Source organism: Pseudomonas sp. CCI3.1, from assembly GCF_034313985.1.
Classification (GTDB): Bacteria; Pseudomonadota; Gammaproteobacteria; order Pseudomonadales; family Pseudomonadaceae; genus Aquipseudomonas; species Aquipseudomonas psychrophila.
Genome location: NZ_JAVIWO010000001.1, coordinates 4,699,428 through 4,716,097 on the forward strand (window position 1 = coordinate 4,699,428; position 16,670 = coordinate 4,716,097).

23 protein-coding genes and 1 tRNA gene are annotated in these 16,670 nt (G+C 54.8%); 10 read left to right on the plus strand and 14 right to left on the minus strand.

Annotated elements, in window-relative coordinates:
* Positions 1–7 precede the first annotated feature (7 nt).
* Complete coding sequence (locus tag RGV06_RS21590; protein ID WP_019827500.1) at positions 8–1,357, minus strand: heavy metal sensor histidine kinase; 1,350 nt, start codon at positions 1,355–1,357, stop codon at positions 8–10.
* Complete coding sequence (locus RGV06_RS21595) at positions 1,357–2,037, minus strand: heavy metal response regulator transcription factor (protein ID WP_019827501.1); 681 nt, start codon at positions 2,035–2,037, stop codon at positions 1,357–1,359. The genes RGV06_RS21590 and RGV06_RS21595 overlap by 1 nt, the downstream gene beginning before the upstream one ends.
* 154 nt (positions 2,038–2,191) lie before the next feature.
* On the opposite strand from RGV06_RS21595, the gene RGV06_RS21600 reads away from it, so the two are divergent.
* Together RGV06_RS21600 and queF are read left to right on the plus strand one after the other, a co-directional pair.
* On the plus strand, positions 2,192–2,728 hold the full coding sequence (locus RGV06_RS21600) for a cupredoxin domain-containing protein (RefSeq protein WP_046809675.1): 537 nt from the start codon (positions 2,192–2,194) through the stop codon (positions 2,726–2,728).
* 81 nt (positions 2,729–2,809) lie between these two features.
* Positions 2,810–3,640 carry an NADPH-dependent 7-cyano-7-deazaguanine reductase QueF gene (gene queF / locus RGV06_RS21605; protein WP_046809676.1) on the plus strand — a complete coding sequence of 277 codons (831 nt, stop codon included), beginning with the start codon at positions 2,810–2,812 and terminating at the stop codon, positions 3,638–3,640.
* A 187-nt stretch (positions 3,641–3,827) separates the two neighbouring features.
* Here the strand turns inward: queF and RGV06_RS21610 are convergent, their stop codons facing one another.
* Both RGV06_RS21610 and RGV06_RS21615 read right to left on the minus strand, forming a co-directional pair.
* The gene (locus tag RGV06_RS21610; protein ID WP_019827504.1) at positions 3,828–4,301 is read right to left on the minus strand and encodes a peroxiredoxin; all 474 of its coding nucleotides are present in this window, start codon (positions 4,299–4,301) and stop codon (positions 3,828–3,830) included.
* A 13-nt stretch (positions 4,302–4,314) separates the two neighbouring features.
* The gene (locus tag RGV06_RS21615) at positions 4,315–4,875 is read right to left on the minus strand and encodes a glycine cleavage system protein R (protein WP_019827506.1); all 561 of its coding nucleotides are present in this window, start codon (positions 4,873–4,875) and stop codon (positions 4,315–4,317) included.
* A gap of 327 nt (positions 4,876–5,202) precedes the next feature.
* On the opposite strand from RGV06_RS21615, the gene dapA reads away from it, so the two are divergent.
* The 7 genes from dapA to RGV06_RS21650 all read left to right on the plus strand — a co-directional run bounded on the left by dapA (position 5,203) and on the right by RGV06_RS21650 (position 10,653).
* Positions 5,203–6,081, plus strand: coding sequence for a 4-hydroxy-tetrahydrodipicolinate synthase (gene dapA / locus RGV06_RS21620; RefSeq protein ID WP_019827507.1), 879 nt, complete (start codon positions 5,203–5,205; stop codon positions 6,079–6,081).
* Between the two features lie 17 nt (positions 6,082–6,098).
* Complete coding sequence (gene bamC / locus RGV06_RS21625; RefSeq protein ID WP_046809677.1) at positions 6,099–7,214, plus strand: outer membrane protein assembly factor BamC; 1,116 nt, start codon at positions 6,099–6,101, stop codon at positions 7,212–7,214.
* Between the two features lie 4 nt (positions 7,215–7,218).
* A complete protein-coding gene (locus RGV06_RS21630; RefSeq protein WP_046809678.1) occupies positions 7,219–7,977 on the plus strand; it encodes an MBL fold metallo-hydrolase in 759 nt (252 codons plus the stop codon).
* A gap of 28 nt (positions 7,978–8,005) precedes the next feature.
* Positions 8,006–8,719, plus strand: a complete 714-nt coding sequence (purC, locus tag RGV06_RS21635; RefSeq protein WP_019410660.1) for a phosphoribosylaminoimidazolesuccinocarboxamide synthase — start codon at positions 8,006–8,008, stop codon at positions 8,717–8,719.
* A 91-nt stretch (positions 8,720–8,810) separates the two neighbouring features.
* Positions 8,811–8,900 (plus strand) — tRNA-Ser (locus RGV06_RS21640).
* Between the two features lie 540 nt (positions 8,901–9,440).
* The gene (locus RGV06_RS21645) at positions 9,441–9,722 is read left to right on the plus strand and encodes a hypothetical protein (RefSeq protein ID WP_322151267.1); all 282 of its coding nucleotides are present in this window, start codon (positions 9,441–9,443) and stop codon (positions 9,720–9,722) included.
* A 37-nt stretch (positions 9,723–9,759) separates the two neighbouring features.
* Positions 9,760–10,653: a hypothetical protein gene (locus tag RGV06_RS21650; RefSeq protein WP_322151268.1), complete on the plus strand. Its 894-nt coding sequence runs from the start codon at positions 9,760–9,762 to the stop codon at positions 10,651–10,653.
* A 146-nt stretch (positions 10,654–10,799) separates the two neighbouring features.
* Here the strand turns inward: RGV06_RS21650 and RGV06_RS21655 are convergent, their stop codons facing one another.
* The 10 genes from RGV06_RS21655 to RGV06_RS21700 form a co-directional block, all read right to left on the minus strand.
* Entirely contained in the window at positions 10,800–12,014 is a 1,215-nt protein-coding gene (locus tag RGV06_RS21655; protein WP_322151270.1) for a tyrosine-type recombinase/integrase, read from the minus strand.
* On the minus strand, positions 12,011–12,226 hold the full coding sequence (gene xisR, locus RGV06_RS21660) for an excisionase family protein (RefSeq protein ID WP_322151272.1): 216 nt from the start codon (positions 12,224–12,226) through the stop codon (positions 12,011–12,013). Before xisR ends, RGV06_RS21655 begins: the two co-directional genes overlap by 4 nt.
* A gap of 221 nt (positions 12,227–12,447) precedes the next feature.
* A complete protein-coding gene (locus RGV06_RS21665) occupies positions 12,448–13,269 on the minus strand; it encodes a YfdQ family protein (protein WP_122782542.1) in 822 nt (273 codons plus the stop codon).
* Between the two features lie 40 nt (positions 13,270–13,309).
* Positions 13,310–13,651: a hypothetical protein gene (locus RGV06_RS21670; RefSeq protein WP_322151276.1), complete on the minus strand. Its 342-nt coding sequence runs from the start codon at positions 13,649–13,651 to the stop codon at positions 13,310–13,312.
* 58 nt (positions 13,652–13,709) lie between these two features.
* Positions 13,710–13,955, minus strand: a complete 246-nt coding sequence (locus tag RGV06_RS21675) for a pyocin activator PrtN family protein (protein WP_261738777.1) — start codon at positions 13,953–13,955, stop codon at positions 13,710–13,712.
* Positions 13,952–14,326: a hypothetical protein gene (locus RGV06_RS21680; protein WP_322151277.1), complete on the minus strand. Its 375-nt coding sequence runs from the start codon at positions 14,324–14,326 to the stop codon at positions 13,952–13,954. The genes RGV06_RS21675 and RGV06_RS21680 overlap by 4 nt, the downstream gene beginning before the upstream one ends.
* Entirely contained in the window at positions 14,323–14,565 is a 243-nt protein-coding gene (locus tag RGV06_RS21685) for a hypothetical protein (protein WP_082113347.1), read from the minus strand. The genes RGV06_RS21680 and RGV06_RS21685 overlap by 4 nt, the downstream gene beginning before the upstream one ends.
* Positions 14,566–14,615: 50 nt before the next feature.
* On the minus strand, positions 14,616–15,179 hold the full coding sequence (locus RGV06_RS21690; protein WP_322151280.1) for a deoxynucleotide monophosphate kinase: 564 nt from the start codon (positions 15,177–15,179) through the stop codon (positions 14,616–14,618).
* Positions 15,176–15,367 carry a hypothetical protein gene (locus RGV06_RS21695; protein ID WP_322151282.1) on the minus strand — a complete coding sequence of 64 codons (192 nt, stop codon included), beginning with the start codon at positions 15,365–15,367 and terminating at the stop codon, positions 15,176–15,178. Before RGV06_RS21695 ends, RGV06_RS21690 begins: the two co-directional genes overlap by 4 nt.
* 137 nt (positions 15,368–15,504) lie before the next feature.
* Positions 15,505–16,332 carry a LexA family transcriptional regulator gene (locus tag RGV06_RS21700; protein WP_322151284.1) on the minus strand — a complete coding sequence of 276 codons (828 nt, stop codon included), beginning with the start codon at positions 16,330–16,332 and terminating at the stop codon, positions 15,505–15,507.
* A gap of 119 nt (positions 16,333–16,451) precedes the next feature.
* On the opposite strand from RGV06_RS21700, the gene RGV06_RS21705 reads away from it, so the two are divergent.
* Entirely contained in the window at positions 16,452–16,661 is a 210-nt protein-coding gene (locus RGV06_RS21705) for an XRE family transcriptional regulator (RefSeq protein WP_322151286.1), read from the plus strand.
* Positions 16,662–16,670 lie beyond the last annotated feature (9 nt).

Below are 16,670 nucleotides of genomic sequence, written 5' to 3' on the forward strand. Positions count from 1 at the left end.
AAACCGGTCAGACAGGCAACTCAATCACAAACCGCGTCATCCCTTCCTGCGACTCACACCTGATCTGCCCGCCGTGGGCGCGAATGATCGATTGGGTGATCGCCAGTCCCAACCCTGCATGCTCGCTACTGCCTTCACGGCGGGCAGGGTCTGCCCGATAAAACCGGTCAAACAAACGCGGCAGCAGTTCTGCAGGAATCCCCGGCCCAGTGTTCTCAATGCTGATGCGCACACTGCTGGGCACAGCCTCAATCAGTACCTTGATCGCACCGCCTCCCGGCGTATAGCGCAGTGCGTTGTCCAGCAGGTTGGACAGGGCGCGCCGCAACATGCTGCGGTCGCCTGCAATGTGCGCGTTGCCCTGGCGGGTCAGTTCGATCTGAGAGTCTTCTGCCAATAGTGCGTAAAACTCCAGCAACGCATCCACTTCATTGCCAAGGTCCAACGGTTCGCGGCGGGGTGTGAGCAAGCCATGATCGGCCTTGGCCAGGTACAACATGTCGTTGACCAACTGCGCCATCCATTGCAGCTCCTCAAGGTTGCTGTGCAGTGCCTCGCGATACTCTTCAATGTTTCTTGGGCGGGTGAGGGTGACTTGGGTGTGGGTCAGCAAGTTGGACAGTGGTGTGCGCAACTCATGCGCAATATCGGCGGAGAACGCCGACAATCGTTGAAATGAACCGTCCAGACGCTCCAGCATGGCGTTGAAAGCTATTGCCAGGTCTGCCAGCTCAGCCGGCATCTGCTCCTGGGGCAGGCGAGCGTTAAGTGAGTCGGCCGAAACGCTGGCTGCAATCGCACTCATGCGGCGCAAGGGGCGCAAGCCGCTACGGGCCGCCCACGCACCGAGAATTGCCGTGGCCAGCGCTGAGAGGCCGACGGTCATCCAGATCAGGCGCTGCATGCGTTGAAGAAAGTGCTGGTGGTGAGTGATGTCCAGTAGCAGCGTCAGATGTGGAGTGTTTGGGGTGTCGTTTTGTGGCACCAGCACACGGTAATCGGTGCCATTAATTTGCAGGCTGCCCAACCCGGGCTGGGTCGCAAGTTCCAGCGGCAGGCGCGGTGAGCTGTCAAACCACAGGTGCCCGTCTTGACCGCGAACCCTCACTGCAAGGTCCGGCTGGTGGGCCAGGTCCTGCAGCAGTGCCGGCAGGCGCTGGGTGAAGCGTTCCAGGGTGTCCGCCCCTTGCAGTGTACTGCGCAGGACCGCCAGGCGGCTTTCCATCAGTTGCTGATCAAGTTCAACGAAGTGCACTTCACTGGCCCGTCCGAACAGCACCCCGGCAAACAGCGACACCACCGCGGTACAGCCAGCAAATAACAGCGCCAGGCGGCTGCTCAGTGACAGGTTGCGCATCAACTGCTGCGCTCTTCGAGTACGTAGCCCATGCCCCGTACGGTATGGATCAGCTTTTGCTCATGGGTGTCGTCGATTTTCAGGCGCAGGCGGCGAATCGCGACTTCGATGACGTTGGTGTCGCTGTCAAAGTTCATGTCCCACACCTGTGAAGCGATCAGGGATTTAGGCAGGACTTCGCCCTGGCGACGCAACAGCAACTCCAGCAGGGAGAACTCCTTGGCGGTCAGGTCTATGCGCTGGCTGTTGCGCTCTGCGCGACGGCGGATAAGGTCCAGGCGCAAGTCGGCCAGCTGCAGGCTGGTCTCCTGGGGAGCGTTACTGCCGCGGCGCAACAGGCTGCGCACCCGTGCCAGCAATTCGGAAAATGCAAACGGCTTGACCAGGTAGTCGTCAGCCCCAAGCTCCAGTCCGTGAACGCGGTCGTCGACAGCATCCCGTGCGGTCAAAAATAAAACTGGCAAGGTCAGGCCGGCACTGCGCACTGCTTGCAGGATCTGCCAGCCATCGCGGCCCGGCAGCATGACATCGAGAATCAGCAGCGAGTAATCGCCGGTCAATGCCAGGTGTTGTCCGGTAATGCCGTCGGCGGCCAGTTCGGTGGTAAACCCGGCCTCGCTCAAGCCCTGGCGCAAGTACTGTCCGGTTTTGACCTGGTCTTCGACAATCAGCAGTTTCATGGTCGACTCATCGTAAAAATTAACCTCAGACTTATACCTTGGTGCTCGTTATGTAGGTTCAAGCTGACAAATTTGTAATCTTACGGACAGTTGAATGCCAGTACCGGGATATTAAAGTGGCGGTAAGCCTCACCTATAGTTTCTGGGAGTAAGTATGACTGTACGTAACCGTTTGTCGCTCGCGGGCTGTTTGTTGGCCCTGAGCTTGCCAGTCATGGCATCGCCTGCAGGTCACGCTGAGTTTGGCCAGCCAGCGCCTGCCGCCAGTGCTACCCGCACGGTTGAGATCAACATGACCGATATCGCGTTCGCGCCCACATCCCTGGACGTGAAAGCCGGTGAGACCGTTCGTTTTGTACTGGTCAACAAAGGGCAGTTACTGCATGAGTTCAATCTGGGTGATGCGGCGATGCACGCGGCGCATCAGAAGGAAATGCTCCAGATGCAGCAAAGCGGCATGCTCACTCCAACGGGTATGGGGCGAGGGGGCATGGATCACTCATCCATGGGCCACGGCTCGATGGACATGCCCGGCATGAAGCATGATGACCCCAACAGTGTGCTGGTCGAGCCGGGTAAAACCGCTGAACTGACCTGGACCTTCGCCCGGGCCGACAACCTGGAATTCGCCTGTAACGTGCCCGGTCACTACCAGGCGGGCATGGTCGGCAAGGTCAACGTTGCGCCTTAAAACGTTCTGATCGTCAGTGAACGCTGAAAGCCTGGCTCAAACCCGATAGAATTACCGGGTTTTTCTAGCCAGGTTTTTGTCATGCATCCCGCCGCCGAACATTCCCCGCTGGGCAAGTCCAGTGAATACATCAGCACCTACACCCCGTCCTTGCTGTTCCCTATCCCGCGTGCGGCGAAATGGGCCGAGCTGGGACTGAGCGCCGAAACCCTGCCTTATGTCGGCGTGGATTTCTGGACCTGCTTCGAACTGTCGTGGCTGTTGCCATCGGGCAAGCCGGTTGTAGCCATTGGCGAGTTCTGCTTTGCCGCCGATTCGCCGAATATCGTCGAGTCCAAGTCCTTCAAGTTGTACTTGAACTCGTTGAATCAGAGCGTTTTTGCGGATACACCAAGCCTTGAAGCGACATTGCAGGCGGATTTGTCAGCAGCATCCGGTAAACCTGTGAGCGTGCGTGTGCGCAGCCTGAATGATGTTCAGGCTGATGGCGTAGGCGTTTTGCCAGGCGTATGCATTGATGACCTGGAAATCACGGTCAGCGATTACGAGCAGCCGCGTCCTGAATTGCTCAAGTGCGATGACTCACAGATTGTTGAAGAGAGCGTCTACAGCCACTTGCTCAAATCCAACTGCCCGGTTACCAGCCAGCCTGACTGGGGCACGGTAGTGGTGGAGTACCGTGGCGCAGCGCTGGATCACGCCAGTTTGCTGGCGTACCTGGTGAGCTTTCGCCAGCATTCGGATTTTCACGAGCAATGTGTGGAGCGGATCTTTCTCGACTTGCAGCGTTTACTCAAGCCCGAGACGCTGACCGTGTATGCGCGCTACGTGCGCCGTGGCGGGCTGGATATCAACCCGTACCGCAGCACCGAAGCAGTCGAGTTCCAGAATGTGCGGCTGGTGCGTCAGTAACAGCAAATCCTGTAGATACTCTGTTGTAGGTCAGGCCCTATTGTGGGAGCGAGCCTGCTCGCTCCCACAGTTGCCGTTTTCCTGTAGCCGCTGCCGCAGGCTGCGCTGGGTGGCGTAGCTACCCTGTTTTGAAGACCCTTCGGGCCTTATCGCAGCCTTCGGCAGCGGCTACACAGCTGTTGGGACTTCAGCGCTGATTCAGCGCCTTGGCCTGTTCCAGCACCGCCTCGACATGGCCCGGTACTTTTACGCCGCGCCACTCCTGACGCAGCACGCCGTCCTTGTCGATCAGGAATGTGCTGCGATCAACGCCCATGTACTCCTTGCCGTAGAGCTTTTTCAGCTTGATCACATCAAACAGCTGACACAGGGCCTCGTCCTTGTCGCTCAGCAACTCAAACGGAAAACCTTGCTTGGCCTTGAAGTTCTCATGGGACTTGAGGCTGTCGCGGGACACACCAAATACTTCGGTGTTGGCCGCCTGAAACTCAGCGTAATGGTCGCGAAAACCCTGGCCTTCAGTGGTACAGCCCGGGGTGCTGTCCTTTGGGTAGAAGTAAATCACCACCTGCTTGCCTTTGAGTCCCGACAACGTGACGGTTTGCTCGCTGGTAGCCGGGATCTGGAAGTCGTCTACGGGTTGGTCAATTGCAACGGCCATTGAGTCGGTTTCCTTACATCGGGTTCTGTGGGCGCCACGGTTCGATCAGGGCATCCAGGTTCAGCGCATCGGCGAAGTCCAGGAACTGATCGCGCAGCCAGCTGATTTGTATGCCGGCCGGCAAGGTCACGGTGAACGTGGCATTAAGCATGGTGCCGCCGGTTTGTGGGGCCTGATAGGTGTCGCATGTCAGGTTTTCCAGCTCTACGTTGTGGTCCATGAAGAACTGGCACAGCTCGTTGATGATGTCCGAGCGGTAGGCCGAGCTCACATAGGCTACATAGGGCAGTGCTTGCGGGCGGGTTTCGAGGGCGGCACTGCGCACGACATTCACACTGAAGGCATGTTTTTTGGCGAGGGTGGGCAAGCCGGCTTCAAGGCGCGCCAGGGCGTCCCAGCTGCCTGTTATTTCCAGGATCAGCGCACTGCATTCGCCGTGGCGAGTCAGGCGCGAAGTTACGACGGCGCAGCGATTTTCATGGCTGGCGCGACACAGGACGTTAGTCAGCTCCATTGGGTTGGCGCCAAGGGCACTGATGACAAGGAATTGTTCGCGGACTGTGGGGGTGGACATGCAGCCTTCCTAAAACGATGAGCGGTCAGTACGGTCGATAGCGAGCGAGTTGAATATCAGGCAACACGTCAGCGCCAGAGACCCGCCAATACAGCGTTACAGGCGGTTTGCAGGCTCTGCAAACCGCGCTTGGCGGCGTTTGGGCGGGGCTTTGGGCGCTTGCTGAAGGCCTGTGAAACAGACTTGCGCGCACATCAGTACCAATCAAAGGCTGAAGGGTAGCGAAAAGCAACGCTAAGGGGAATGCTCATCGGGCGCGCTGTTGCTTGTGCAAGGGTCATGGCGCCAGTACCATTACGGCTCTCTTTTTCCGGCAGGAGCGGTTGCATGATTGCGGGCAGTATGGTGGCACTGGTCACACCCATGGATGCACAAGGTCGTCTTGATTGGGACGCTCTGAGCAAACTGGTGGACTTTCACCTGCAAGAGGGCACCAACGCCATTGTTGCCGTTGGCACCACAGGTGAATCGGCAACTCTGGATGTGAACGAACACATCGAAGTGATTCGTCACGTTGTCAAACAGGTTGCAGGGCGTATCCCGGTGATCGCCGGTACGGGCGCCAACTCGACGCGTGAAGCGATCGAGCTGACCACCAATGCGAAGGCCGCTGGCGCCGATGCATGTCTGCTGGTGACTCCGTATTACAACAAGCCGACCCAGGAAGGCTTGTATCAGCACTTCAAGGCCATCGCCGAAGCGGTCGATATCCCGCAGATCCTTTACAACGTCCCGGGCCGTACTGCCTGCGACATGCTGCCGGCAACCGTTGTGCGCCTGTCGACTGTGCCGAACATCATCGGCATCAAGGAAGCCACCGGCGACCTGTCCCGCGTACCGGCCATCCTGTCAGGTGTCAGCAGTGACTTCCTGGTGTACTCCGGTGACGACGCGACTGCAGTCGAGCTGATCCTGCTCGGCGGCAAAGGCAATATCTCGGTGACCGCCAACGTTGCCCCGCGAGACATGAGCGACCTGTGCGCCGCTGCGATGCGTGGCGATGCCGTCACTGCCCGCGCGCTTCACGAAAAGCTGATGCCGCTCAATAAAACCCTGTTTATCGAATCCAACCCTATCCCCGTGAAATGGGCGCTGCATGAGATGGGCTTGATGTCGGACGGTATCCGTCTGCCTCTCACCTGGCTCAGCGAGCCTTGCCACGAACCACTGCGTCAGGCAATGCGCCAGTCCGGTGTCTTGGTTTAATTGAGGAAGCACTACGCATGAAGCGATTGGCCGGACTTTCCGCACTAGCCGTGATTATTTCCAGCACCAGCGGTTGCGGTTGGCTGTGGGGTCAAGATGGGTATTTCCGTGACCGTGGCAGCGATTACCTGGAAGCGCGTCAAACCCCTCCCATGCAGTTGCCACCAGGTGTCCATACTGACAAACGCCTAGTACCGCTGTTGCCGATCCCGAGCAACGTGCCTGACGACAACGTCAAGGGCGAGTTTGAGGTGCCGCGTCCACAACCATTGGCTGTGGCCGCCAATGCCAGTGACTTCAGCCTTCAAAAAAGCGGCGACAGCCGTTGGGTGATGGCGCAACGCTCCCCGTCAGAAGTCTGGCCGGTGGCAATGCAGTTCTTCCAGGACAACGGTTTCAGCATTGATGAACAGCGCCCGCAAACCGGGGAGTTCACAACGACCTGGCAGCGTGCTGACGAGCTTTCGGCTCCGATGGCCCGTCACGTTGGCAGCAGCGGCCTGGCCGCCGACAGCGAGACCCGCCTGCGGGTTCGCATCGAACCGGGTGTTCAGCGCAACACCAGTGAAATCTATGTCGTCAGTGCCAACCGTCCTGCAGGCAGCACTGCCAACGTCGACTTCGCCGCCCGCTCGGTCAACACCGGTCTGGATGCAGCCCTGGTTGATGAAATGCTGATCAGCATGAACCGTGATGCCGAGAAGGGCGGTTCGGTTTCGCTGCTCGCAGCGCGTGATTTCGACACCCCGGCGCGCGTCAGTCTGAACGAAGACGGCAGCGGCAACCCGGTACTGACGCTGACCGAAGACCTCGATCGTGCCTGGTCCAGTGTGGGTCGTGCGCTTGAACAAGGCGAATGGCGCGTTGAAGACATCAACCGTACCTTGGGCCTGTACTACATCAACCTCGCCGAAAAAGCCGAGAAGAAGGACGAGAAACCTGGTTTCTTCTCCGGTCTCTTCGGCAGCAAACCGGACAAGGAAGAAGTTGAAGCCCGCGCCCAGCGCTATCAGGTACGCCTGAGCAAGGTCGGTGACAGCGTGCAAGTGACTGTCGAAGAAAACATCAACACCGTTGCCTCGCCAGAAGTGGCGCGCAAAGTGTTGAGCGTCATCCAAGACAACCTGGGCTGATTCCATGCGCTTTGCCGTTCTCGGCAGTGGTAGCCAAGGGAATGGCACGCTGATAACCAGCGATAAGACTTATGTACTGGTCGATTGCGGTTTCTCCTTGCGAGAAACCGAGCGTCGCCTGGCCAGGTTGGGCGTTAGCCCGCACCAGCTGAGCGCGATTCTGGTAACCCACGAACATGCCGACCACGTGCATGGCGTGGGTTTGCTGTCTCGGCGCTACAATTTGCCGGTGTACATGAGTCGTGGCACTCATCGCGGGATGCGCAAGCCCCTGGAGCCGGCCGGATACGTTGCCGGTGGCCAGACATTGCAAGTCGGGGCGTTGACTATCAGTGTGACCCTTGTGGCCCATGATGCTCAGGAACCCACCCAATACGTGTTCAGTGACGGCAAGCGGCGGTTTGGCTTGCTGACCGACCTGGGCTCGTACTGCGCGGGTGTGCTGGACAGCTACCGCAACCTGGATGCACTGATGATCGAGGCAAACCATTGCCGCGACCTGCTTGCCCGTGGTCACTACCCTGCTTTTCTCAAGCAGCGGGTAGGGGGCCAGGAAGGACATTTGAACAACCATCAGGCTGCAAGCCTGGTGGCCGAGTTGGGCTGGCAAGATCTGCAACACCTTGTACTGGCACACCTCAGCAGCAAGAACAACCTGCCGCAGCTGGCCCGGCAATGTTTTGTCGACACCCTTGGGTGCGACCCGGACTGGCTGCAACTGGCCGATCAAGATTCAGGGCTCGACTGGCGCACAATCGCCTAGCCCACCTACTTAGCATGCGGAGCCCATCATGGAAAAACGTGAAGAACTCTATCGCGGTAAAGCGAAATCGGTTTACAAGACCGACGACGAAAACCGCTTGATCCTGCTGTTTCGCAACGACACCTCGGCGTTCGACGGCAAGCGTATTGAACAGCTTGATCGCAAAGGTATGGTGAACAACAAGTTCAACGCCTTCATCATGCAGAAACTCGAAGAAGCCGGCGTGCCGACCCAATTCGACAAACTGCTGGGTGACAACGAGTGCCTGGTTAAAAAGCTCGACATGATCCCTGTCGAATGCGTTGTGCGTAACTACGCGGCAGGCAGCCTGGTCAAGCGCCTGGGTGTCGAAGAGGGCATGAAGCTCAACCCGTACACCTTTGAACTGTTCCTCAAGGACGACGCCAAGGGCGACCCGTTCATCAACGAATCCCACGTCGTGGCATTCGGTTGGGGCACTGCCGAGCAACTGGTTCGCATGAAAGAACTGTCGCTCAAGGTCAACGATGTACTGAACAAATTGTTCGACGACGCTGGCTTGCTGCTGGTGGATTTCAAGCTTGAATTCGGCGTATTCCATGACGGCTCGATCGTTCTGGGTGACGAGTTTAGCCCGGACGGCTGCCGTCTGTGGGACAAGGCCACTGGCAAGAAAATGGACAAGGACCGCTTCCGTCAGGGTCTGGGCGACGTCATTGAAGCCTACGAAGAAGTTGCCAACCGCCTCGGCGTCCCGCTTTAAGCTGTAAAGGCGCGCAAGCAACTGATAGCACGCGGTTTTTTTGAAAAAAGGCTTTGCCATAATCAGAAACCGCGTTATGATGCGCGCCGTTGGAGAGATGCCAGAGTGGCCGAATGGGACGGATTCGAAATCCGTTGTACTGGCGACAGTACCTAGGGTTCGAATCCCTATCTCTCCGCCATTATTGAACAAGACGAAGCCCCCGTATTCATTGATGAATACGGGGGCTTTTTCGTTTATTTAAGATCGCTTAGGGCATTTTTAGGGCAGAAATGGTTTCGCTAGGCCTCTCTCGATTGTTGCCTGTTGAGATTCGATTTCTGACTTAGCTGGCCTTAGTCGTGCTTCGGCGGATGATCGATGCAGTCATGGGGGCTGTAGGGTACCTTGCGAAATTGACAAGTGGTTGGGTTGTTGCAGTTGCAGCTGCAAGCCGGCAGGGTGAATGGTCATGGTCATGGTCATGGTCATGGTCATGGGTTTGTGGCGTTTGTAATGCTTTGCAGGCGTATTGATCACGGATATTTAAATTGCCCCAGGCTCCTGTTTAAAAATGCAATAGGAACCAGCGAATCAAAATGACGTGATCCTTTCTTTTTTAGCGCTGTGCAACCCTTTGTCTGATGCGCAACGAAAAAAACTCTACTAGGCTCCTCGTGTGTCAGACTAATCAGCTGTTTCAAGCGTTAGATACACCTCTATCGACGGTCAGGAGACTCAAATGAAGCTTCACGATATTTTGTCAGCGCGCCTTCCAGAAATAGACGAGTCGGTGAAGGAGTGCGTCAATATGGGGGCATGGTTGCTTTTTAAGACTGAGGCTTCGGAGGGCGAGCATGAAGCTGCCTTTTATCTCAAGACTGGTGCAACTATCTTTGAGCTCGATGATCGCGGTAGATTGCTGCATGAAGTCACGAAAGGCGCCGAAAAGCTTGAGATAGATGAATTGTTCTACTTCGAGGACATTCGTAGGCCGACTTCGCTGAGTAATACCTGCCTTTAAAAACTATGGAAGCAGTAGCTCAAGGATACGTAGAATAATGAGTTTGATTGGTGGGAGCACGAGGTGGGTATTGTTTTTATCCACAAGCGCGCCAGATGCTGAGACGCGACATATATTAGATCTCGCATATGGTGTTTTGTGTCTTGAGCGCGCCGGTGTCAAAATGGCAGACATCGCAATCTATATTGACGGTGCTGATCGAGTATCTATCGATAACTTCATTAGGAGCGGTACCGCTTCCGCGTTTGTCGTTAAGGAATCGAAGGATTTTTTTGTCGACCAAGCAAACAACACTTACGAGAACGTTGTTATGTTTGTAACGGGGCATGGTGGTCCTCAAGGCATCGATGCAGTAGCACCGATTACTCCCTACACTTTACTGAAATGCCTGAAGTCATCACCGAATCTTCAAACAGCGGTCGTGTACCTCGGTCAATGCTACGCAGGAATTTTCAACTATATTGGGGCTGGTCGTAAGCAAACTATAGATGGGAAGGTTGATCCCGACGTTATTTTTATAGGGGCTACTAACCTTCATGAAAGCCTTAGTGCATCGACGATGGAGCCGTTTTTGACTGGCCCCGTTTCTTGGCTAGCAAATCTTTTTCTTTTATTTGCATTTAAGTGGTTTTCAAAGCCGGTTGATATAGATGGCGATGGCAAATATACGATCACAGACTCGTATAAATATGCAGGTGTCTTTTCTAATGCTATTAATAAGGATAAAAAGGCCTCTGCTTTAGCGAAATCAGTGGATCTCCAGTCTGCATGGACCGCTGCGAGGGCAGTCAACAAGGCGACCCCTAATATCCAAGCGCAGCTTGCAGAAGATGCCGCGTTCACGTGCTATTCAGAGCTTCTTGGGCTCCTCTATATTCATCAGGAGTGCTGGATTCTCAATGCGATTCCTTCGCAGAGTATCGAAGTATAGTGACGTGACTTGATCTGCGATATCGGATGCTGCATTTTGCCTTTGTGGATCACCACAAGGTTTTGTGTAGGCATCTGCAGTGTAGCCGATTAGAAGCTCGGCCGAGCTCTCCGTGATGCTTGGCCATTAGTATCTATCTTTATTCCTTAAATTCTGAAACCTAACATTTCCGATACCATCCCAGCCATGCTCTTTGTATCTTTCGGTATCCATCGTCCGTAGTGCTTCCTGACCATAGTTGTGTCGGCGTGCCCAAGTTGTCTGGCCACCCATTCAACAGGCACATAGCTCGACAGCATCTGACTGGCAAACGTATGTCGGCACTGGTTAGCGCCACGATGCCGGATCTCAGCCTTTTTAAGGTGCGTTGTAAACCAATTGCTAAGGGTCTTGCCGTTCCAAAGCAGTTCGCTGGTACTACTGCGGAACAAGAATCGAACCTTATGTTTTTTACTGGTGATGTTGTCGCGCTGAATCACTTTAATTTCAACGCTTGGAGCCTGTGAGGCGTCGATAATAATCTCGCGCATCAACTCTAGAGCAGGGTCAATCAGTTCGACGGTACGCAACCTGGAGCGCTCTTTCGGTACTTTGAATTCTCCAGCAACTGACGCTCTTCGCACATTCACTGTGCCCGCTTCTAAATCCACGTCTTCCACGGCTAGTGCGATGATTTCAGACAATGACAGCCCGGCCCAGCAGTTGAACATGATCATGCGGGCTTCAGGGATACGATCAGGATCTGCTTTGCCAATTTTCTTAATCTCTTCCCGGCTGAATGGATCGGCGTGCTCGAGGTCATTATCAGTACCCACATTACTGATTCGATCCAGAGGGTTAGCTTTAAGAATTCCGTCCCCAAAAGCGTTGGCCCAGACGCCCCTGATAACCGTAAAAATGTCATTCACGGTCTTTGGGGCGAGTCCTTGCTTTAGCAGTTGGGCCTGGAACAGTTCAATATCACTTTTGCTGATGTCCACGATTTTCGATTTACCGAACTTTTTCTCAACGTGCAGTGCTTTGCTTGCGTAGTTGGTGGCCGTGCTTGAGGCGCGTAGAGCGCGCTGGACTTCCATCCAGCGCTGAATGCCCTCTGATACAGTTCGCTTTGTAGAGTGCCCCCCAGCGCCTGAGAACATTGCTGCGCGAGGAGAGTCGGGAAAGTGAGCCGCGTAGTCAAAACGACCTTCTTTAATTTCAGCCAAGATCGTTCTGCGTTTGTTATCTGCGTATGCAATTGCGGATTTGTTAACCTTCACGATACCGGCCAGTGGTTCTCTGCAGCGTTGGCCATGCAGCATGAATGATATGCGTAGTTGCTTACCGTTCAGTTCGACTCCGGTTGGCATCTTGTCTGTCATGGTTGGCCCGCCATCCACTTCTCAATCTCTGAGCGGTTGTAGACGATTACATTGGCCGGGTCCCAGCGCCAATGTCTGCCTTCGAGCCATTTACCACTGGAGCGGTATTTACGAGCAGCTTCGGTGCTGATGCCAAAGGTTGGGGGCAGCAGCTCTTGGCGGAACCACGCGCCTGGGGTGATAAAAAAATCCATCTTATGTGCTGCGCTCATGCTGCCTCCCTAATCGTCTTCAACTGTTTTTTTTGAGTGATATTCTGCCAAACTAACTTTCCAGCTGCTTTGCAGATGAAGTAAGACAAGCTTAAAAAGCCAAATCCCATCCCAGTAAAAGTAATTGCTAAGTGCTGTATGAACATGTGCTGTGTACCTCGTTAAAGCCGCCACCGGGATCATTGGTGAGAGTCCGGCGGCAGCAAATTGCGGGCGTCTACTTACAAAGTGGCTTCGTACAGCGGCACTTCGTTAATGGCGGTTTGGATCTTGTCGCGCACTGCGTTGTAGGCTTCTTCGAGGACTTTGTCCGGGCGCACCAGTTCGAACCACATCATCAAACGGCCGTCCTGGATGCGATAACGGAATCGCGCCGGTACGCAGAATGCGTCACCGCCGAGGAACGGTTTCACACCAATAAAGAACTGTTCAGGAATGCGCAGCTGGCCAGCCTCACCGGCTCGACCGTCGATTTCTTCGTTGTAGGTCAGTTGCACTTGGCCATTGTCGAGGCGGGTGCCTTGGCGGAAACTGATATTTTTCTTAGCTTCGAGCGTGCGGCTGATTTCCAGCATGTCAGCTGCACCTGGTGCGTTTTGCTCGTTTGCAGGCTGAGTTATGTCCCACACGTTTTCTTCGATGAATTCGGCAAAGGTCGCTTGGTCCATACGCTTGCGGTCGTTTTCCTTCCAGCGACCCCACTCAACAGTGGTCGGGCAACGATAGGTCGCAACGTGTTCGCGCCATGCAGGGCTTTCTGGTTGGTGGTAATCGATAACCGCTGAGAAGGTTCGACCTTCTGGGCCGTTGCAGAAAACGGCGGTGGCAGAAGTGGCGAAGCGATTCACGTACTCAATGAACGACTCCGCATCCAGGACGGTGAGCTTTTGTTTGGTGCGGGTTGGGGCAGGTAGCAGGTGCTCCAAGTTCTCGAGCGACACACCGTGCGGTACCAGCGCAATCGGCGCTGCCAGTCCAGGGTGGTCGACAGGCTTGCCAAGGGCTTGGGCCAGAGTGAATAGCTGTTGTAGGGCTTGTTGCATTGGATGTGCTCCAGTGGGTAGTGCAAGTGGTGAGATGTGTTTACTGGCTGACGTGTCGCAGTACTTCGGGTTTGTCATCGTTCACCGTCCGAAGTGGAAGATCCTGTTGGCGTGGATCACGACGGGTGAGGTTGCCTTCGGGGGTTAGGAAGAACAAAGACGTGCCACGTGAAAGGGCCGGCTCTTTGGCTTTTACATCCGCTTTGATAGTCATCTGGCCGCTGCCATCAGGCTTGTAGGTGAGCTTGATCGTCAGCTCGCCCCCTTTGCCTGTTAAGCGAATGGCCTCGATCAAGCTATGCTGGGTTTCGCTGAGTTCATCCAGCAGGCCACCGGCTTCGATGTCGCGCAGGGTGTCAATGAATGGACGTGACTTGCTCATGTGCTGTGCCTCATTAAGTTTGGGTTATTCCCCTTGTGCGGCAGGGGCTGCCGTTGAATCAGGCTGCTTGCTTTGCCGTTTGTGCGTCTAGGTAAGCGGCCAAGTCATGCAGATAAACAACTGCTGTGCCTTTGTTCCCTGCACCGCCCAAACGGGTGACTTTTAGTTCGATTCGCCCAGCGCTGATTCGGCGCAGTAGATAACGATCGCTAGATATGTGTGCGAAGTAGCGCTCGCGTACTGCCTTCAGGCTTGGGCAAGGTGTGGTGAACTCCTTGCGCAGTTGATCGAGTGTGTTGCTCACGCTAAATCCTCCCCGCACCCCTCCAGTGGGGGCAGCAACTTGAGGCGAATTAACTCGGCCAGGCCTTCTTTGGTTTTCCCCATCGCCGCGGCACAAATGTGCCCCTCGCTGTCAGCAATTACAGCGCCGTATGGGTATTCAAGGCGGCGGGTAGGGGTGACGTAAGCAGTCTGCCCGTCGCTGATTACTGCATTTACGCAACGAAACACCTCGATCAGCTCAGCAGATGCCGCGGGAAGTGTCTCAAGCAGAGCAACTGCCTCTGCTGATGCCCCAATCATCGTGGCGCGACTGACGGTGGCCGGGTTGTTGACGAATATCGGGACCAGTTTCAAGGCGCCGATCGCTTGCGTGATGGCGTTCTGTTTCATGCGGCTGCGTCCTTTTTAGCGGGTGTCACGGTGATGCCCAGTTGTTTGCTTAACCAGCTCACGCCGGGCTCCTTCACCATAACTACCGCGTAGTAGCTGAAGGTATTGATGTTCGCGTTCCAGCGACTGCGTGTGTCTACATACAGATAACCCTGGTCTCGGTGCTTGCTGGCCAGTTCACCGTTCTGAGTCAAAATGCCAAGCTCACGTAAGCGACTGCGGAAGGCGCGTGGTTTCAAGCCAAGTAGGGCGGCAGTAGCATCCAGGGTACGGTTCATGTGGCTGCTCCTTAAGCCGCTGCGCGAGCGCAAAGGGCATTGAAGATCTCGTCCAGTTGGCCGGTCATCTGCTCAATCGTTTCGTCGTTGTGCACCACGAAATCGTTGTCGTGTATGGCTATGCCGGTTTCGCTGATATGTGGTTTCACATCGAGTGCGTTTTCGCGTAGCAAATGAATGACAAGGCCGCCTTTCTCTCGAACGAAAGCCGCTTCGTTTTCAAAACGAAGATCGCTAATCACAAAGCCGGAGGCTGCCGTATTGGTTTGCTCGAGGAATCCAAGATTTTGCTCGGCCAGAAGCAGCCACAGTTCTGGGTGCACCTGATTACGGCCCCACTCGGTGCCCATCGACTGCATCAGTTCGCGTGCGGAACGGCCTAGCCAGGCGATTGGCTGTTCTTTGTGCTCGTCGTCAAAGTCGCGTTGGCTAAGGTTGAAGATGGTTGTCAGGCCTTCACGCAGCGGGTCTGCGAATGCGTAGGTCTGGAGGTTGTGCGTGCAGACCAGGTGTTTGGCAGCAGTTGTTTTGCCCGTGCGGGCGAGGCCTGCCAATCCAATCAGAAACTTTTTCATGCCGCAGCACCTCCGAATGAAGAGATGGTTTCAGCAATCTGCGGAGTGAGTTCGATACGCCCTGGGCTGGTTATGATCGCCAGGCGGCTGGTGCGGCGTTGAATAGCTTCCACTGAGGAGGGGCTGTTGCAGGCTGCCGGATGGATGTATACCCGGCAGCGGATGTGGTTGTGCTGTGTCGATGTCATGACTCGTGCTCTTGGTGAGAGGGGTGAGTCATAAATTAGCGTTACTGATATGGCTAGTCAACAGTAATGCTTATAAATTTATTTTCCAGGCAAAAAAAAGCCACTGCAGGAAGCAGTGGCTTTTTCTTTCGGGGACTTCACAACAAAACTGAGTACCACCACACCTTACCTATGATCCGAATGTGATCTCTAACGTAAGATCCATCGTATCGCTCATCAGGGTACTCCTCAGTGTTGTAGCTTCGGAGTCGAAGTCCGAACCCTGGAAGGCTGTAGATCAGTTTGACCCGTAGCTGGCCATCATGATCAATAGCGTACATTTTCCCATCGATGATTTTTGTATCCGCCAGATTTACGCCCGCGGTGCTTCCATGAGGAAGTACTGGCTCCATGCTGTTCCCGCTTACTGGAACGCATGCAGCAGAAGCAGGGTCGATATTTTTTCGCTGCAGGGTGCGCTTACCAAACCTCAGCTTTCTTCCGTTTTCTTCAAGCATGACTGTAGATCCATTACCTGCGGATAGCTCGACTTCCTTAAAGAACGGCAGCTCAACCTCATCAGCTCCAAGTGGAACCTCATCGTCCCAGACCTCGATTGGACTAATTTCGCTTCTGAATAAAGGGATCGCGGTTAAACCAGTCGGGTCTTGTGTCGGAGAGCTACGGTCTAGAGCAAGTGAGCCTGATTGGCTCTTATGTACGTCATCTATGACGATAAAGCCTTCAGCTAACCGAGGGCTTACGTCAAAAGGATTGAATCCTAACGCCTTAGAAAACTTGAGCAGCGCGGGTAAATTGAGTGGGATCTTTCCATTCATATACTGGCTTACGACGCTTTGGCCAGACCACCCGCATTCCTCAGCAAGCTTTTCTTGGCTCAGATCGGGGTTCGCCTTCTTCCTATCTTGGTAGATAGCTTTCAAGCGCGCAGCTTCAGATTGAGTGACATCGGTAACGTTCTTCATTGGCCTACTTTATAAGCTCTGCTTATTTCCTCAAAACAGCTTTGCGTCTTTTTTTACTTGCTCAAAAAAAGAAGTATCACTAATATCTCGGTCGCTGGACACATTTGAGGATTAGGTGGATGGCTGATGGGATTGGTACACCGCTTGTGAATTTCGCTGAGGGGAAAACCCAGCCAGAGCTGGCACTGCTTCTAGGGGTTTCTCAAAGCGCGATTTCACAAATGCTCAATTCGAATCGGGACATCCGAATATTGATTGAGCAAGGACTCGACTACAAAGCAATTGAACTGCGTCCGATCGGTCGCCGCAGTAAAGCAAAAAAGACATAAAGGTGCTGG

What these genes read in the sequence shown, in the direction of transcription:
- RGV06_RS21590 (WP_019827500.1), bottom strand. Translation starts at nt 1,357, where the DNA reads ATGCGCAACCTGTCACTGAGCAGCCGCCTGGCGCTGTTATTTGCTGGC.
- RGV06_RS21595 (WP_019827501.1), bottom strand. Translation starts at nt 2,037, where the DNA reads ATGAAACTGCTGATTGTCGAAGACCAGGTCAAAACCGGACAGTACTTG.
- RGV06_RS21600 (WP_046809675.1), top strand. Translation starts at nt 2,192, where the DNA reads ATGACTGTACGTAACCGTTTGTCGCTCGCGGGCTGTTTGTTGGCCCTG.
- queF (WP_046809676.1), top strand. Translation starts at nt 2,810, where the DNA reads ATGCATCCCGCCGCCGAACATTCCCCGCTGGGCAAGTCCAGTGAATAC.
- RGV06_RS21610 (WP_019827504.1), bottom strand. Translation starts at nt 4,301, where the DNA reads ATGGCCGTTGCAATTGACCAACCCGTAGACGACTTCCAGATCCCGGCT.
- RGV06_RS21615 (WP_019827506.1), bottom strand. Translation starts at nt 4,875, where the DNA reads ATGTCCACCCCCACAGTCCGCGAACAATTCCTTGTCATCAGTGCCCTT.
- dapA (WP_019827507.1), top strand. Translation starts at nt 5,203, where the DNA reads ATGATTGCGGGCAGTATGGTGGCACTGGTCACACCCATGGATGCACAA.
- bamC (WP_046809677.1), top strand. Translation starts at nt 6,099, where the DNA reads ATGAAGCGATTGGCCGGACTTTCCGCACTAGCCGTGATTATTTCCAGC.
- RGV06_RS21630 (WP_046809678.1), top strand. Translation starts at nt 7,219, where the DNA reads ATGCGCTTTGCCGTTCTCGGCAGTGGTAGCCAAGGGAATGGCACGCTG.
- purC (WP_019410660.1), top strand. Translation starts at nt 8,006, where the DNA reads ATGGAAAAACGTGAAGAACTCTATCGCGGTAAAGCGAAATCGGTTTAC.
- RGV06_RS21645 (WP_322151267.1), top strand. Translation starts at nt 9,441, where the DNA reads ATGAAGCTTCACGATATTTTGTCAGCGCGCCTTCCAGAAATAGACGAG.
- RGV06_RS21650 (WP_322151268.1), top strand. Translation starts at nt 9,760, where the DNA reads ATGAGTTTGATTGGTGGGAGCACGAGGTGGGTATTGTTTTTATCCACA.
- RGV06_RS21655 (WP_322151270.1), bottom strand. Translation starts at nt 12,014, where the DNA reads ATGACAGACAAGATGCCAACCGGAGTCGAACTGAACGGTAAGCAACTA.
- xisR (WP_322151272.1), bottom strand. Translation starts at nt 12,226, where the DNA reads ATGAGCGCAGCACATAAGATGGATTTTTTTATCACCCCAGGCGCGTGG.
- RGV06_RS21665 (WP_122782542.1), bottom strand. Translation starts at nt 13,269, where the DNA reads ATGCAACAAGCCCTACAACAGCTATTCACTCTGGCCCAAGCCCTTGGC.
- RGV06_RS21670 (WP_322151276.1), bottom strand. Translation starts at nt 13,651, where the DNA reads ATGAGCAAGTCACGTCCATTCATTGACACCCTGCGCGACATCGAAGCC.
- RGV06_RS21680 (WP_322151277.1), bottom strand. Translation starts at nt 14,326, where the DNA reads ATGAAACAGAACGCCATCACGCAAGCGATCGGCGCCTTGAAACTGGTC.
- RGV06_RS21690 (WP_322151280.1), bottom strand. Translation starts at nt 15,179, where the DNA reads ATGAAAAAGTTTCTGATTGGATTGGCAGGCCTCGCCCGCACGGGCAAA.
- RGV06_RS21695 (WP_322151282.1), bottom strand. Translation starts at nt 15,367, where the DNA reads ATGACATCGACACAGCACAACCACATCCGCTGCCGGGTATACATCCAT.
- RGV06_RS21700 (WP_322151284.1), bottom strand. Translation starts at nt 16,332, where the DNA reads ATGAAGAACGTTACCGATGTCACTCAATCTGAAGCTGCGCGCTTGAAA.
- RGV06_RS21705 (WP_322151286.1), top strand. Translation starts at nt 16,452, where the DNA reads ATGGCTGATGGGATTGGTACACCGCTTGTGAATTTCGCTGAGGGGAAA.